Source organism: Pseudoalteromonas sp. MMG006 (assembly GCF_018101025.1).
GTDB lineage: Bacteria > Pseudomonadota > Gammaproteobacteria > Enterobacterales > Alteromonadaceae > Pseudoalteromonas.
In genome coordinates this window covers 362,698-377,910 of the sequence record NZ_JAGJEJ010000001.1, presented here as the reverse complement: position 1 = coordinate 377,910, position 15,213 = coordinate 362,698, and the positions used below count along the sequence as shown (strand labels likewise).

The following is a 15,213-nucleotide window of genomic DNA, read 5'->3' as shown; positions in this document are numbered from 1 at the left end:
GTTTCACGAATAATAGCATGGATATTTTTACAGAGCTAGCTCAACTTGTAGCACATTTCAACTTGATTTCCGCTGGCGTTGTAAGTTACTTTTTCGGCAACTTCTTCTAATAATGAAAGGCCCCGGCCAAACTCGTTATTCACTAAAGTAGGTTCTCTAGCTGCTGATTTATTACTAAACCCTCGCCCTGAGTCACAAATAATAAAATATAAACACAGCGTATCGGGGCAATAACGCATATCAATAATAATCATTGCACCTGTAAGGTTAGCTAAGGCAGCTTCTCTTAATTCGTAATACTGAAAAAAACCATCTTCTTGTTTTTTAATCTCTGAATCTAGCCCTAATACACCATGATCAAGTGCATTGTTATAGGCTTCTGAAAGCAGCAAAAATATATTTGAACGATGTGCTTTCAATCCCTCTACACTACTTAAAATATTAACAACATCGTATACGGGATCCGTTTTTTTTATTTGCTCAGAATTTAGGCTCAATGATAAGTTGAATGCTAAAGTAGAAAATGCTTCACGTTCTTGCTCTTCAGGTATTATAGGCAGGCAGTTAAGTAACACGACACTCAAGTCATCTTGTTGAGCACTTCCGTTGGCAAACTTACTAACGCTTTGTATTATGTCTTCACTGCTTATCATTGGGTTGGATTTTAGAGTTTCTAAAAAACGCTCTTCCCCAAAAAAAGTATTGCTGTTATTTTCGGTCTCAATAATACCGTCTGTTGCTAGTACTAAGCGGGTTGAAGGGTCTACTTCAAAATGTATTACTTCATACTCAAATTCATGCTCATCTAATATGCCTAGTGCCATATGTTGAGACTCAAGAGTTTGCTTAACATTACCCTCATTATCTATCAGATATGCATCAGGTAAACCGCCAAGCCACGCTGATACACTTTTACCCGATGCACTTAGCTCTATAATGTTAGCCGCGCAAAACATATGGCCAGGTAATAAGTTGTATAACAATAAATTTAATTCACAAACGATGTCGTTAACCGCCATGCCTTTTTGTACCATAGTGTAAAAGACACGTGATAAAGGTAACGCACCAATAGCAGCGGCTAAGCCATGGCCAGTAAAATCACCGAGCATACAATAAAGATTGCCTATTGGACTTTGTGCAACCAAAAATACGTCACCATTAAACATAGACGCTGGCGATAAATTAAAATCGAGATATTTTTTAAATTTTCCTTGATTCTCTAATGAGTTACTAAAAATATTTTCTATAATCTCATGCTCGCTTTCAATTTGATTATGATGATATTCAAGTAATTTTTTTTGCTGATTTGCTTTTTTACTAAGCTCTCTGGTACGGCTGTGTGCTTTAATTTTTGCATGTAGTATAACTTTATCAAATGGCTTATGAATAAAGTCATCGCCGCCTACCGCTAAGCAGCGCTCAAAGCTTGCCTGATCTTCTAAGGAGGTAATAAAAATGATAGGTAAATAAACTTCGCTGTTTAACTGCTTTATTTTTTCCGCAGCTTCAAAGCCATCCATTACGGGCATTAAAACATCAAGTAAAACAATGTCTATTTCTTCTCGTTTAAGCACATTAAGGGCATCAAGGCCATTATAAGCAAACGATATTTTGTAACCTTCTTGCTCTAGCATTTTACTTAACAAAATACGGTTAAGCGCTTGGTCATCTACTATTAGCACATGCATCATTAGCTGATATCAAACTTTTTATCAAAACGAGAGATTTGTAGTATTTTTCTTAGTTGTGGTTGGCAGTTGCTTATTTCGATTGTTTTTACTTGCCCTTCTATTGTTTTTTTCATATTTAATAACATGCCAAGCGCAGAACTATCCATGTAATCGGTTTCTCGTAAATCGATAATCACTTTTACCGTTTTTTCACTCATTTGTGCATAGGCTTGGCGAAAAGATTGCACTAAATTAAAATCGAACTTGCCTTTGATCTGTATTGTTAAAGTAGTGCCATCAACCGATTCGTTCTTTGTTAAACTCATAATAAACTCCAATAATATTTCCTTTGAACTAAATATAACCTGTTAAAAGTATTTAGCAAAAATAAAAACACACAACAGCAAATTTGCTATCATTTATGCCAATATTTATTTCATTTATCTATTAAAGGTAAGTTATGAGTGATAGTCACTTAGTATATTCAACAAGCACAGGTCGAATTGACCAACCTAAACCTGAAAAAGAATTAGATACTAAACTTTTTAAAGATGGCGCTGTACGCATAGAACGTCAAACAAAAGGGCGTAAAGGCAAAGGTGTTATGTTAGTGGTAGGTGTTGACCCAAAAGAACACGATTTAAAAAAGTTAGCTAAAACCATTAAAAGCAAAATGGGCCAAGGCGGCGCAGTTAAAGAAGGCATTATTGAAGTACAAGGTGATGACCGAGATAAGCTCAAAGCTATTTTAGAAGCGTTAAAATTTAAAGTTAAAATTGCGGGTGGTTAACCCGCAATATATTAATTAGCCTGAGCTTATTTTAATCAGTAACTTCGCTTATAGAGAGTTCATTTAATTTTTCATATAAGTTAGGTAAGTCAGATTCCGGTATTGGCGTACTATAATAATAACCTTGCACAATAAAACAGTTATTGTTTTGTAAAAATTGCATTTGCTCTATCGTTTCAACACCCTCAGCAACCACATCTAGCTTTAACTTTTGCGCCATAGCAATTATGGCCGCAGTGATTTCCATATCATTTGTGTCATCTGGTATATCTTTCACGAAGGAGCGGTCAACCTTGAGTATATCTACAGGAAAACGTTTTAAATAACTAAGTGATGAATAACCTGTACCAAAGTCATCGATTGAAATAGATATACCTAACGCTTTAAGCTCATGTAGTTGCGTAATAGCGGCTTCAACATTGCCCATTAGCATGCTCTCAGTTAGCTCTAAATGTAAGCGCTTAGCTGAAACACCAGAGCGAGCTATCATTTTGCTTAAAGTAGGCACCAAGTTTGAATCTTTAAACTGGCGAGCCGATAAGTTAATTGAAATATTATTTTCAAGCCCCTGCTCACTTAGCCTTACCGCAAAATTGCATGACTCTTGAAGCACCCATTCACCCAACTCAACTATTAAACCTGTAGCCTCTGCAATGGGTATAAATTTATCTGGCGAGATTAATCCCTCAGTTGGGTGGAACCATCGTAAAAGTGCCTCATAGCCAACCACCTGCTGATCACGGCTGTCTACTTGTGGCTGGTAGTAAACTACAAATTGTTTTTCTTTTAACGCGATACGTATTTCGTTCTCTATAAATAAGCGCTCATTTGCTGCAGCATTTAATTCTTGGCTATAGAAGTGGTATGTATTACGCCCCTTCGCTTTAGCTTCGTACATAGCTAAATCAGCGTGCTTTAATAACTGATCCTCTTCTAAACTATCATATGGAGCCATAGTAATACCAATACTGGCACTAACTATTACCTCATTGTTACCAAGCTTAATAGGTATGTTAAGTGTTTTTTGAATCGTATTTGCTACGTCACTGGCATGATCTTGACTTTCTATCCCGCTGAGTAACACAGCAAACTCATCGCCACCCAAACGCGCAATAGTGTCTTCTGCTCTTAGGCGTTTTTTAAGTCTATTTGCAACTTCAATTAACAGTTGATCGCCTGCATCATGACCAAGCGTATCGTTAATTCGTTTAAATTCATCTAAATCAAAATAAAATAGTGCAAAAGCATAGTGTCCGCGCTCAGCTAGCGCCAATGATTTACGTAATTGCATTCTAAAAAAGGTTCTGTTTGCAAGGCCTGTTAAGGTATCAAAATAAGCAAGCTGCTCCATTTTTCGCTGACTTTCTTTAACAAACGAAATATCTTGTGCTGATGCTACATAGCTTGTTATTTCCCCACCATCTTCACGAATTGGTGAGACGCTTAAAGACACCCAAATAGGCTCTTTATTTAGACCTTCAATTAAAGTATCCCCACGCCAGTAATTACGACTGCGTAAATCAATATTAATATCTTCAACTAAAATAGCCATTTCAGATGCAATAATGCTCAGTAAAGGTACCCGATTAAAGTGGCTTTCTGGATAGCCTGTCATTTCCAGCATTTTAGGGTTTACATATTCAATAACAAAATTAGCATCGGTTATAACGACACCCGTACCAGAAAAAGCTACAGCTTTGGATAAGCGATTTGCCGCTTTTTCGGCTATTTCTTTTTCTGTAATTCGCTGATTTAAACCATCAATAAGTTTACGAATTTCAACAGTCATGTCTCTAAATGAGCCATTAAGTGTACCAATTTCGTCTTTATTTTCTGGTGGGAACTCAGTTAATAACTGGCCTTTACCAAAACCGGTTACAGCATGTACAAGCGTGTGAATTCTACGTAAAACTAACTGATATAACGCTTGATGTAATAGCAGCGCCACTAAAACAGCATAAAGAATAAATAAACCAAAAAATTTGAGTTTTAAATCTTGTAATGCAGAAAGCGTTGACGAACGCTTTTTGTACACACCAATATACCAATCTAGATCATCAATTTTTTGAATATTAATAATATGTGCTTCATCATTTTTTTTAAACGAGTTGGCATATTCTGGTAACTTAACCCGTATTACATCATCAATAATCGATTGTAGCTCTGGGTTTACCAGTTCATTTGCACTTAATCCTTTATTTTCACCTGCGTAGTCTGCTAATAATGCAGGGTTTAAATTAGGGTGCGCAAGTAGCTGCCCTTTACTATTAAATACAAGCAAGTGCTTTTCTTTATCGCCTACAGGTAAAAAAGAAATCAATTTATTTAGAGCAATATCACTACCCGTTACGCCTAAAAATTTATTATCTACGTAAACAGGTACTAACAGACTTATCACCCATTTATGCCATACCTTGTCGTAGTATACTTTTGACCATGCAGGGCTTCGCTCATTACCTAATTTACTTTTTATGTATTTATAAGTAGACCCATTTGTAACACTAAAGTCTGCAGGCGCATTCAATGCCCAGTTAGGCGGAGATACACGAATGAAGTCCTCATTGGTTATAAGATAAAAATTGAAAAAGTCGTGTACAAGCGTTGGAGAAATAATACTCCACAACGTTTCGGAGTCATTAAATAAGCGTTTATAAAAAGGCGAGTAATTTTGCTGAGGTAAAAATGCAGCAGATAGGCCATCTACAGAGGCACTTCTGATAGTACCATCACTATTAAATTGCAGCTGTGATTTACTTTTTAAGTTGACAAATGAGTTTTCCTGAAAAAGCTGTTCAGTCACAATATTATTAGCTTGTTTAGCAATATTTAATTTTGTTTGAATGCGTTCGTTAAACTGGTTAACTAATAAGTCTGTTGAGCTTTTTAAAACTTCATGTTCTTCAAAAACGAGCTGTTTCTCTTCTGACTTAAGCATTAAGGCAGCAGCGCACACCCCTGCTATTAAACAAATAGCCGATATAAGCAGTGACAGTTTTACACTTAAAGAATTTAATCCAAAACGCGATGGCGGGCGTCTGTAAACCACAGGTCAACCTTAATTATTAATGATAGTTATTATTTGAGCCAGTTAACGAAATATACCAGATCCACATTCATATATATAAATTATTTGTGAACTTTTAATAAAAACTAAAAATGGGTAAATAAAACGCACTCTGGTGTCATTTAGAGGCTTATCTTTATTGACATTACAGGCAACTCTCCATACATTACTAATATGAACATATTTATCTCTGGCACTTTTTTTTCTTTTTTTAGCTTCTTTATATAGAAGAGGCTTCCCTGTTTGTGAGATAAAAATCAATCGAATAGTAAAGCCTCCCAACTGGGAGGCTTTTTTGTTTTTGCTGTTAAATAACAGCGTACTTTTGGAATGAGGAAACCAAAATGACAAACGATGTGTTAAACACACTCAGACACGACATTAATGAAATAGATTCTGACTTACTCGTGTTATTAGCAAAACGTCGCCGCATTAGCCATGGCGTAGTTGAATACAAAATTGCTAACAATAAGCCTATACGCGATGAAGCCCGCGAGCTCGCTCTATTAGAAAAGCTAATTGGTTATGGTAAGTCACTCGGTTTGGATGCTTATTACGTAAATAATGTTTTTCAGACCATTTTGGAAGACTCTGTATTACATCAGCAAGCAATGCTACAAAAAAACTTAAACCCAGATGCACTCAGCGAAACTCATCGTGTTACTTATCTTGGTGGCCAGGGCTCATACAGCCAACTTGCTTGCCATAAATACTTTAGTCGCCGCCCAGGCAAGTTAATTGAAATTGGCTGTACATCATTTGATGAAATCACTGGTAAAGTAGAAAACGGCCAAGCTGACTTTGGTTTACTGCCAATTGAAAATACAAGCTCTGGTAGCATTAATGAAGTATTTGACTTACTACAGCATGCTCAAGTATCTATCGTCGGTGAAGTAACTCACAGTGTAGAGCACTGCTTACTAGCCAATCCTGAGACGGAATTAAGCCAATTAACAAAAATATTTGCTCACCCTCAACCGTTTGCTCAGTGCAGTCGCTTTTTGCAAGGCTTAGGTGATTTACAGCATGAAACATGTGATTCAACATCAAGCGCACTACAATCGGCGTTAAATACACCAAACAGTGCAGCTATTGGCTCAGCACAAGCCGGTAAAAATGTTGGTCTGGAGGTAATAAAATCAAACCTTGCAAACCAAAGCGAAAATCACAGCCGCTTTATTGTTGTAGCGCGAAAACCTTTGCAAGTATCTAATCAAATCCCAACTAAAACCAGTCTAATAATGTCAACTAAGCAACAAGCGGGCTCGCTTGCTGATGCTTTAATGGTTTTTAAACAGCATCAAATTAACTTAGTAAAACTTGAATCACGCCCTACTCCAGGCAATCCGTGGGAAGAAGTGTTTTATGTTGATTTAGAGGCAAACTTAGCTGATAGCCAAGTAAAAGAAGCACTAGAAGAGCTTAAAGAATACACGCAATATGTACGTGTTTTAGGCTGCTATCAAAGCGAGACATTGCAAGCAGTTAGCGTTAACACTTAACCTCTCGTTTTATAACTAAAAAGGGCCAAATTAGGCCCTTTTTAGTTATAAAATCAAATTATAAACGTTAGTCGAGTACTTTAGCGTCATTCGCTTTATTTAATAAGCTTCGGCTTTGCGTTAAAAAATGTGCTGTAGAGTCTGAAAAATAAGATTTTGCATCAGCAAAAGCATCTATAAGTGCAGTTTTATCACCCGCCTTTAACTTTTCAAGCGTTTCAGCGAAAGTATCTTGGTACTGTGCTAACAAGCTTTCTACATCATCAAACTGCGCTAACATAATATCTGAGTAAAGCTCCGGCGATTGCGCAAACAAACGCCCCACCATCATCAGCTCCAATTGGTATATAGGCGATGAGCAACTACGTAGCTCTTCGAGTGTATGGCTTTGCTTAGCTAAAAACTGTCCATAAACAAATGTTGTTAAATGGCGCATAACTTGAATAATTTGCATTGCTTCATCGTGCTTTTTAGCATCAAGTTCAACCAGCTGGCATCCCCATACTTGTAGTTGCTTTAATAATCCTTGAGCAGCTAAGTGGTCTCGCCCCTCACATACAACAACTGTTTGTTTTACCCAGTGAGAAATATCAGGTCCAAACATTGGGTGTAAACCAACTACCGGTCCACTATGCGCCGCTTTTAATGCTTTAATAGGTGATTGCTTCACTGACGTTATATCTACAAGCAAGCAGTCATCATCAAGTTTAGGCAATTTAGCGACGACGGAATCTAGTGCATTAATAGGCACGCTCACCATTACGAGTTTGGCACCTTTTAAAATACTTTGTGCCTCGTCTTGCTGCTCTTTATCTAAGATTTTAACGTCGTAGCCAGAGCGAATAAACTGTTGGGCAAATAACTGCCCCATTGCGCCTTGGCCCCCTACAATAACAATAGGTGAAAGCTGTGGCGCAGCACAAGCAAGTTTTGCTTGCTGATTTTGATAAGCCTCGCGCATCATGCGTCTTAGTATATCTTCAACGAGATCAGGACTTACATTTTGCTTAATAGCTTCTTGTCGTCTTGCTGCTAGCAGTGCGGCTTCACGTTCGGGGGCATGTAAGGGCGCACCAGTTTGCTGTTTTACTTCGCCAATTTTTTGCGTAATGCTGTTACGTTTAGCTAGTAAAGCAACCAGCTGTGCGTCGCACTCGTCTATACCATCTCTTAACTGTGCTAAATCGCTAATGTCTGCCACGTTCATTTCACCTTAAAGCCAATATCGTAAATTTAATTTTACAAAAAAGTAAACTAATCAATACGATAAATACTAACAGGATCGCTTAACTGAGAAAAGGCTAATACTAAAATTTTACTGCGACTGGGAGTCAATAATAAAGGTGAACGGTGAACGGTGAACGGTGAACGGTGAACGGTGAACGGTGAACGGTGAACGGTGAACGGTGAACGGTGAACGGTGAACGGTGAACGGTGAAAATTATTCCAGAAACCAAAACGGGCTGCAACCCGAAGGATGCAACCCGTTTTTTTGCGTTGATAAACAGCGCGTATTAGTTAAGTTTTTCTCTAATACGTGCAGATTTACCAGAACGCTCACGTAGATAGTAAAGCTTAGCACGACGAACTGCACCGCGACGCTTAACTGTTACGCTATCAATAAGAGGGCTGTGCGTTTGGAATACACGCTCAACACCTTCACCGCTCGAAATTTTACGAACTGTGAATGCTGAGTGAAGACCACGGTTACGCTTAGCGATTACAACACCTTCAAAGGCCTGTAGACGCTCTTTAGCACCTTCTTTTACTTTTACCTGTACAACCACTGTATCACCAGGGCCGAATGTAGGTACGTCTGTTTTAAGCTGCTCATTTTCAAGCGCTTTAATAATATTTTGGTTTACTTTTGCCATTATGTTTCTCACTTTCCTAGGTGTAACTGTCTTCTAGCCACAAGCTTTTCGGTACTCTTGCTGAAATTGTGCGAGTAATACCGCTTGCTCCTCAGTCAGAGCTAGGTTATGCAACAAGTCAGGACGTCGTAACCAAGTTCTGCCTAATGACTGCTTAAGCCGCCATTTTGCTATCTCTTGGTGGTTTCCGCTGAGTAATACAGCAGGCACCTGTTTGTCGTCCAATGTTTCTGGCCGTGTATAGTGAGGACAATCTAGCAAGCCATCCGAAAATGAATCTTGCTCTGCTGATTGGTTATGACCTAATACACCTGGCACTAATCGCGCTACTGCGTCAATTAATGTCATGGCTGGTAGTTCACCACCACTCAAAATAAAATCACCAATTGACCATTCTTCGTCAACGTACGATTCTATTATTCTCTCGTCTATACCTTCATAGCGACCGGCAATTAAAATCAGTTTTTTAGAGTTTGCGAGTTCGCTCGCCCCTTGCTGATCTAATTTGCGCCCTTGCGGGGACATGTAAATTACTTTAGCGCCATCACCAGCTGCCTGTTTGGCTTCGGTAATCGCTTTTTTTAATGGCTCAACCATCATTAACATACCCGGCCCGCCCCCATAAGGACGGTCATCTACGGTTCTATGCTTATCTAAAGCGTAGTCTCGTGGATTAAAGCAGTTGAAATCAATTAAACCATTTTTTACTGCGCGACCAGTTACACCTTGGTGTGTAATAGCATCAAACATGTCAGGGAAAAGGCTTATCACCCCTACCCACAATGAACTAGTTTGAGTCATTAAAACCCAGGATCCCAGTCTACGGTAATTTCTCTTACATCATGCTTAACTTCTTTGATAACTGAATCAGTTAAAAAAGGAATTAAACGCTCTGCCTGACCAAATGCGTCTTTACTGTTTGCTTTAACAACCAGTACGTCATTTGACCCTGTCTCCATCAGGTCATCAACAGTGCCTAAGCTATAACCTTTATCAGTTACAACCGACATGCCAATGAGATCTCGCCAATAAAACTCACCTTGCGGGAGTTCTGGTAATTGCGCTGAATCCATCGAAATTTCTGCATGGGTATAAGCCATTGCTTCGTCACGATCATTGATTTGCGCAAACTTGGCGATAAAGCCTTTGTTGTGGCGACGCCAGTCGACCACTTCTAAGGTCTGCCATTTACCTTGCTGCCCTATCAACCACGGGCTGAAATCGAAGATCCCTTGGGGATCATCAGTAAATGAATGTACCTTAAGCCAGCCCTTTATACCATATGGGGCACCGAGCTTTCCTACGACAATTATTGATGAGGTGTTCTCTTGACTCATGGTTACACTTACGCCTATTAAGCCGCTTTACGAGCGTCTTTTACTAACTTAGCTACGCGATCTGAAAGAGATGCGCCCTGACCTACCCAGTGATCAACACGTGGTAAATCTAAACGAATTTTTTCTTCTTGACCTGAAGCAATAGGGTTAAAAAAGCCTACTTTCTCGATGAAGCGACCGTCACGCGAGAAACGGCTATCCGCAACCACAATTTGATAGAAAGGGCGTTTTTTAGCGCCACCACGTTGCAAACGAATAGTTACCATACCGTCCTCTAAATAGATTGACTGTTTTCATTAATAAGATTTACTCCCCAGTATGGGGAGCTGGGGAATTGTACGAGTTTTTAGCAACAATGCAAGTAAGAAGTGATGCAAAATGGCAGTTTAGTAGGTTAAACCGTGATCTGAGGAGAAAATCAAAGAGAACGCCCTATTGTGCGCATAATTTATTCAACAAAAAAGGGCCATATGACCCCTTTGTTATACATTATATAGCACTGTTTAGGTCGCTACATTAAAATTTAGGGCCACCGCCGCCCATCATTCCAGGTGGTAACATGCCTTTCATACCGCGCATCATTTTTTGCATGCCGCCTTTGCCCTTCATTTTTTTCATCATTTTTTGCATCTGCGTAAATTGTTTCAGCAACTTATTAATCTCTTGCACTTGAGTACCAGAGCCAGCTGCAATACGCTTTTTACGTGAGCCTTTAATAATTTCAGGGCGGGCACGCTCTTGTTTAGTCATAGAGCTGATAATCGCTTCCATTTGAACAAATGTCTTATCACCCATTTGGCCTTTAACAGCATCTGGTAAGTTAGCCATACCTGGTAGCTTATCAAGCATCGACATCATACCGCCCATGTTTTTCATTTGCTTAAGTTGCTCAGCAAAATCATCAAGGGTAAAGCCTGCGCCTTTAAATACTTTTTCAGCAACTTTAGCAGCTTGCTCTTTATCTACTTTCATTTCGACTTCTTCGATCAATGAAAGTACGTCACCCATTCCTAAAATACGTGACGCGATACGATCCGGATGAAAAGGCTCAAGTGCGTCAGTGCGCTCACCTACACCCATAAACTTAATAGGTTTGCCTGTAATGTGACGAATAGATAAGGCAGCACCACCTCGAGCATCACCATCGGTTTTTGTTAAAATCACACCGGTAAGTGGCAGGGCTTCATCAAAAGCTTTTGCTGTATTGGCCGCATCTTGACCTGTCATTGCATCAACTACAAATAAGGTTTCAATCGGGTTAATCGCTTTATGAAGGTCTTTAATTTCATCCATCATGTCGCTATCAACATGCAAGCGACCTGCGGTATCAACTAGTACTACATCAATAAATTTCTTTTTAGCATGCGAAATTGCAGCAGTTGCAATATCAACAGGCTTTTGAGAGATGTCACTTGGAAAAAAATCTACATCAACTTCGGTTGCGAGTGTTTCTAGCTGTTTAATCGCCGCTGGGCGGTAAACATCAGCACTTACTACTAGTACTGATTTCTTTTTTCTCTCTTTTAAAAATTTAGCAAGTTTAGCTACACTGGTGGTTTTACCCGCACCTTGTAAGCCAGCCATCATGACAACTGCTGGCGGTTGTGCATTTAGGCTTAGCTCTTCGTTAGCCTCACCCATTGCTTTTTCTAGCTCTTCACGCACTATTTTTATAAATACTTGGCCAGGGCTTAGACTTTTAGTTACCTCAACACCTACTGCGCGTTCTTTAACTTGTTTTACAAACTCGCGAACAACAGGCAGTGCTACATCGGCTTCTAAAAATGCCATACGCACTTCGCGAAGTGTGTCTTTAATGTTGTCTTCAGTCAGACGGCCGCGGCCACTGATATTCTTTAAGGTTTTACCTAATCGTTCTTGGAGGTTCTCAAACATGTAACGGTTCCGATAAGACGTTTATATCAATCCTTTAAATTCACTGTTAATTTGAGTTTTCAATTAACTAGGACTGACTTATTAAATTTCAATTAAAAGTAGTATACCGTATATGGCGCCTTACAATATAGTGTTCAAGTGCAGCTTGTTGAGTTTCTTTTTTTAAGGTCTATGCATTTGCTTTGCTATAAAATACAATGCCCATATAACAACAAGAATTATTTTGTCTCAAATTAAGTGGCCCAAGCACAATGCTGATTATTAGTTTAACTATTATTGCCAGTTTATTTTATGTGTTAGCAACGTCTCACGTGCTATCACGCCTGTTTCATCAACAAGGCCCTAGCCAAAAAGTAACGGTGATTTTAAGTACCGTAGCTATAGTGGCACATATGCTGCTGTTGGTTAACTCTGTGTTTAGATCCGATGGGCAAGATTTAAGTATTGTTAATGTTGCTTTATTAACGTGCTGGGTGATTGTTGTTTCGGTAACCGCGGTGTCGTTAAAGTTCCCAGCTACGTTGTTACTACCGGTTGTTTATGGCTTTGGTGCAATCCTAACGATTGCCAGCTTGTTTATTCCGCATCATATTATGCTGCAAAGTATTAATATTGAAATTGGTTTAGTGACACATATTTCATTATCGTTACTCGCTTACTGCATTTTAATTATTGCTACTTTATATGGCGTACAATTTTACTTTATTGATAAACGTCTTAAACGTAAAGATTTAGCGATTGTACACAGCCACCTTCCGCCTTTAATGGTTGTAGAGCGCCAGCTTTATCAACTTCTTAATTTAGGCACCATCTTGCTTACATTTGCATTACTATCAGGGTTTGTATTTCTTGATGGCATGTTTGCTAAAGAGTTTATTCATAAAACAATCTTATCGTTAGTTGCATGGGCTATTTTTGCTATTGTAGCACTTGGCCATATGAAAAAAGGCTGGCGTGGTAAACCTGTGGTTGTTACGATCATGGTCGCTGCATTTGTCCTCACACTTGCTTATTTTGGCAGCCGTTTCATTCAAGAAGTAATACTAAATAAGTTTTAACTTGACTCTGCTTGCTCACTCTAGCTTAATACGCATTGATTTATAAAAAAAGGATCCATCGTTGGACGACATATCGACAAGTACCCTGTTTATCATTTTAGGATTATTGGTACTTTTTTCTGCTTATTTTTCTGGTTCAGAAACCGGGATTATGTCAATCAATCGTATACGCTTGCGCCACCTTGCAAAAGAGGACCACCGTGCAGCTAAACGAGTCAGTAAACTACTTAGCCGTCCAGATAGACTCATAGGCCTAATTTTAATTGGCAACAACCTCGTAAATATAGCTGCAGCCCAAGTTGCGACTATTATAGGTATTCGTCTTTATGGCGACTTAGGTATTGCTATTGCAACAGGTGTATTAACCTTAGTTGTACTTATATTTGCAGAAGTAACGCCTAAAACACTTGCTGCCCTGTATCCTGAAAAAGTTGCCTTTCCGAGCTCTGTGATACTTAAAGGGTTGCTTAAAATTCTTTTCCCGTTTGTTGTTATTGTCAACTGGATGACCAACGGTATATTAAGGTTATTTGGTATTAGTGCAGAACAAATTGATGAGCACAGCATGAGCAAAGAAGAGCTTAAAACTGTAGTAAATGAATCTGGTGCTTTATTGCCTGCTCGTCATCAAAGTATGTTGACCTCTATTTTAGACTTAGAGCAAGTTACTGTTGAAGATATCATGATCCCGCGAAATGAAATTGTGGCTATTGATATTAATGACGATTGGAAATTAATTAGTCGTCAGTTAACTCACGCACAACATACACGTGTATTACTCTACAGAGACAACATAGATGATGCAGTTGGTTTTATTCACTCACGTGATGCGCTGCGCCTTCTTACTAAAGAGCAATTTGATAAACCTTCATTACTGCGTGCCGTGCGCGAAATTTACTTTATTCCTGAAGGCACCTCATTAAATACACAGCTACTTAAATTTCAGCAATCAAAAGAACGCATTGGTTTAGTCGTAGACGAATATGGTGATATTCAAGGCTTAGTAACTCTTGAAGATATTTTAGAGGAAGTGGTTGGCGACTTCACTACTACGCAAACGCGTACACCGAGCGAAGAAGTAACAACACAAAGCGATGGCTCTTGCATTGTTGATGGTGGGGCAAACGTTCGCGATTTAAATAAAGAAATGGGCTGGGAATTCCCGCTTGATGGACCTAAAACACTGAGCGGTTTAATTGTTGAATACCTAGAAGATATTCCGGATGCTAAACTCAGTCTACGTATTGCAGGCTACCCTGTTGAAGTGCTTGAAGTAAAAGAGAACATGATAAAACAAGTAAAAATACAGCCTAATATGCGAACCAAATAAATTAAAAAAGGAGTCAATTGACTCCTTTTTTAATACCTACAAAGACTTAACCAAATAATAAACGCTCAAACCAGCCTTTATCTAGCTCGTCCTCACAGCGTTTTAACTGCACACCATAACGACTAGCGCGATGCTTAACTTTGTTAGCAACACTCATTAACCATTTTTTCTTTTTGTACGTGCCGCGTTTGTAACCACCCCAACCTTCATGATAATTAAGGTATTGTGCGTAAGCATCCCACTTTGATATTTTGTTTACTTTGTGGGTTTTATAAACAAACCACGCCATAAAGTCGATAGCATCATCAAAGTCATCTCTGTCAGCACCATTATTACCGGTTTCACGAATGTAGTCAGACCATGTCGGTGTTTTAGCTTGAGAATAACCATACGCATCACTTGCACGGCCTGTAGGTATTATCCATAAAAAGTATTCCATTGGCGGCGCTGCATCATGCTTAAATGAACTTTCTTGATACATCATGCTCATGAGAACATGCTTTGGCGACCCCCACTTTTCTTGGGCGTCTTTTGCATCAAAATACCAATCTGGCTTTTCTTCAAAAATCTTACATAAGTTATTTGGCTGTTTAGGCGGCGCAGTAGCACACCCAGCTAAAGTGAGGGCAAGAGATAAAATAATTGCATTTTTTTTCATTTTTTAATATCTCACTGAACTTTTTTAAAAAGCG

The 15,213-nt window shown here is 38.9% G+C and carries 14 protein-coding genes and 1 other annotated feature; of the genes, 4 read left to right on the top strand and 10 right to left on the bottom strand.

Annotated features, from left to right (window positions below; all coding sequences use genetic code 11):
• Positions 1 to 35: 35 nt before the first annotated feature.
• Both J8L73_RS01745 and J8L73_RS01740 read right to left on the bottom strand, forming a co-directional pair.
• Positions 36 to 1,691 (bottom strand): fused response regulator/phosphatase, encoded by a 1,656-nt coding sequence (locus tag J8L73_RS01745; RefSeq protein WP_211014425.1) that lies wholly within the window; start codon positions 1,689 to 1,691, stop codon positions 36 to 38.
• Positions 1,691 to 1,996, bottom strand: coding sequence for an STAS domain-containing protein (locus tag J8L73_RS01740; RefSeq protein ID WP_210999233.1), 306 nt, complete (start codon positions 1,994 to 1,996; stop codon positions 1,691 to 1,693). Before J8L73_RS01740 ends, J8L73_RS01745 begins: the two co-directional genes overlap by 1 nt.
• A gap of 134 nt (positions 1,997 to 2,130) precedes the next feature.
• On the opposite strand from J8L73_RS01740, the gene J8L73_RS01735 reads away from it, so the two are divergent.
• Positions 2,131 to 2,460, top strand: a complete 330-nt coding sequence (locus J8L73_RS01735) for a stress response translation initiation inhibitor YciH (RefSeq protein ID WP_211014423.1) — start codon at positions 2,131 to 2,133, stop codon at positions 2,458 to 2,460.
• Between the two features lie 31 nt (positions 2,461 to 2,491).
• On the opposite strand, the gene J8L73_RS01730 is transcribed toward J8L73_RS01735, so the two are convergent.
• Entirely contained in the window at positions 2,492 to 5,506 is a 3,015-nt protein-coding gene (locus J8L73_RS01730) for an EAL domain-containing protein (RefSeq protein ID WP_211014420.1), read from the bottom strand.
• A 199-nt stretch (positions 5,507 to 5,705) separates the two neighbouring features.
• Positions 5,706 to 5,824 (top strand) — a sequence feature (Phe leader region).
• A 44-nt stretch (positions 5,825 to 5,868) separates the two neighbouring features.
• Between J8L73_RS01730 and J8L73_RS01725 the strand changes: the two genes are divergently transcribed.
• A complete protein-coding gene (locus J8L73_RS01725; RefSeq protein ID WP_138683429.1) occupies positions 5,869 to 7,026 on the top strand; it encodes a chorismate mutase in 1,158 nt (385 codons plus the stop codon).
• A gap of 67 nt (positions 7,027 to 7,093) precedes the next feature.
• Here the strand turns inward: J8L73_RS01725 and tyrA are convergent, their stop codons facing one another.
• The 6 genes from tyrA to ffh all read right to left on the bottom strand — a co-directional run bounded on the left by tyrA (position 7,094) and on the right by ffh (position 12,133).
• Positions 7,094 to 8,227 (bottom strand): bifunctional chorismate mutase/prephenate dehydrogenase, encoded by a 1,134-nt coding sequence (gene tyrA, locus J8L73_RS01720; RefSeq protein WP_211014418.1) that lies wholly within the window; start codon positions 8,225 to 8,227, stop codon positions 7,094 to 7,096.
• A 313-nt stretch (positions 8,228 to 8,540) separates the two neighbouring features.
• Positions 8,541 to 8,900 carry a 50S ribosomal protein L19 gene (gene rplS / locus J8L73_RS01715; protein ID WP_058548501.1) on the bottom strand — a complete coding sequence of 120 codons (360 nt, stop codon included), beginning with the start codon at positions 8,898 to 8,900 and terminating at the stop codon, positions 8,541 to 8,543.
• Positions 8,901 to 8,933: 33 nt separating this feature from the next.
• Positions 8,934 to 9,701, bottom strand: a complete 768-nt coding sequence (gene trmD / locus J8L73_RS01710; RefSeq protein ID WP_211014416.1) for a tRNA (guanosine(37)-N1)-methyltransferase TrmD — start codon at positions 9,699 to 9,701, stop codon at positions 8,934 to 8,936.
• The gene (gene rimM, locus J8L73_RS01705) at positions 9,701 to 10,237 is read right to left on the bottom strand and encodes a ribosome maturation factor RimM (RefSeq protein ID WP_211014414.1); all 537 of its coding nucleotides are present in this window, start codon (positions 10,235 to 10,237) and stop codon (positions 9,701 to 9,703) included. The genes trmD and rimM overlap by 1 nt, the downstream gene beginning before the upstream one ends.
• Positions 10,238 to 10,254: 17 nt before the next feature.
• A complete protein-coding gene (gene rpsP / locus J8L73_RS01700) occupies positions 10,255 to 10,503 on the bottom strand; it encodes a 30S ribosomal protein S16 (protein WP_058548504.1) in 249 nt (82 codons plus the stop codon).
• Between the two features lie 250 nt (positions 10,504 to 10,753).
• Complete coding sequence (ffh, locus tag J8L73_RS01695) at positions 10,754 to 12,133, bottom strand: signal recognition particle protein (RefSeq protein WP_210999227.1); 1,380 nt, start codon at positions 12,131 to 12,133, stop codon at positions 10,754 to 10,756.
• A gap of 251 nt (positions 12,134 to 12,384) precedes the next feature.
• On the opposite strand from ffh, the gene ccsA reads away from it, so the two are divergent.
• Both ccsA and J8L73_RS01685 read left to right on the top strand, forming a co-directional pair.
• Positions 12,385 to 13,191 (top strand): cytochrome c biogenesis protein CcsA, encoded by an 807-nt coding sequence (gene ccsA / locus J8L73_RS01690; protein ID WP_211014412.1) that lies wholly within the window; start codon positions 12,385 to 12,387, stop codon positions 13,189 to 13,191.
• A 61-nt stretch (positions 13,192 to 13,252) separates the two neighbouring features.
• Entirely contained in the window at positions 13,253 to 14,521 is a 1,269-nt protein-coding gene (locus J8L73_RS01685; RefSeq protein WP_210999225.1) for a CNNM domain-containing protein, read from the top strand.
• 46 nt (positions 14,522 to 14,567) lie between these two features.
• Here J8L73_RS01685 and J8L73_RS01680 read toward each other — a convergent pair whose 3' ends face one another.
• Positions 14,568 to 15,179 (bottom strand): transglycosylase SLT domain-containing protein, encoded by a 612-nt coding sequence (locus J8L73_RS01680; RefSeq protein ID WP_211014410.1) that lies wholly within the window; start codon positions 15,177 to 15,179, stop codon positions 14,568 to 14,570.
• Positions 15,180 to 15,213 lie beyond the last annotated feature (34 nt).

Bases quoted from the DNA above. Each gene is read 5' to 3' on its own strand.
- J8L73_RS01745 (WP_211014425.1), bottom strand. From the start codon at position 1,691: ATGATGCATGTGCTAATAGTAGATGACCAAGCGCTTAACCGTATTTTG.
- J8L73_RS01740 (WP_210999233.1), bottom strand. From the start codon at position 1,996: ATGAGTTTAACAAAGAACGAATCGGTTGATGGCACTACTTTAACAATA.
- J8L73_RS01735 (WP_211014423.1), top strand. From the start codon at position 2,131: ATGAGTGATAGTCACTTAGTATATTCAACAAGCACAGGTCGAATTGAC.
- J8L73_RS01725 (WP_138683429.1), top strand. From the start codon at position 5,869: ATGACAAACGATGTGTTAAACACACTCAGACACGACATTAATGAAATA.
- rplS (WP_058548501.1), bottom strand. From the start codon at position 8,900: ATGGCAAAAGTAAACCAAAATATTATTAAAGCGCTTGAAAATGAGCAG.
- trmD (WP_211014416.1), bottom strand. From the start codon at position 9,701: ATGACTCAAACTAGTTCATTGTGGGTAGGGGTGATAAGCCTTTTCCCT.
- rimM (WP_211014414.1), bottom strand. From the start codon at position 10,237: ATGAGTCAAGAGAACACCTCATCAATAATTGTCGTAGGAAAGCTCGGT.
- rpsP (WP_058548504.1), bottom strand. From the start codon at position 10,503: ATGGTAACTATTCGTTTGCAACGTGGTGGCGCTAAAAAACGCCCTTTC.
- ffh (WP_210999227.1), bottom strand. From the start codon at position 12,133: ATGTTTGAGAACCTCCAAGAACGATTAGGTAAAACCTTAAAGAATATC.
- ccsA (WP_211014412.1), top strand. From the start codon at position 12,385: ATGCTGATTATTAGTTTAACTATTATTGCCAGTTTATTTTATGTGTTA.
- J8L73_RS01680 (WP_211014410.1), bottom strand. From the start codon at position 15,179: ATGAAAAAAAATGCAATTATTTTATCTCTTGCCCTCACTTTAGCTGGG.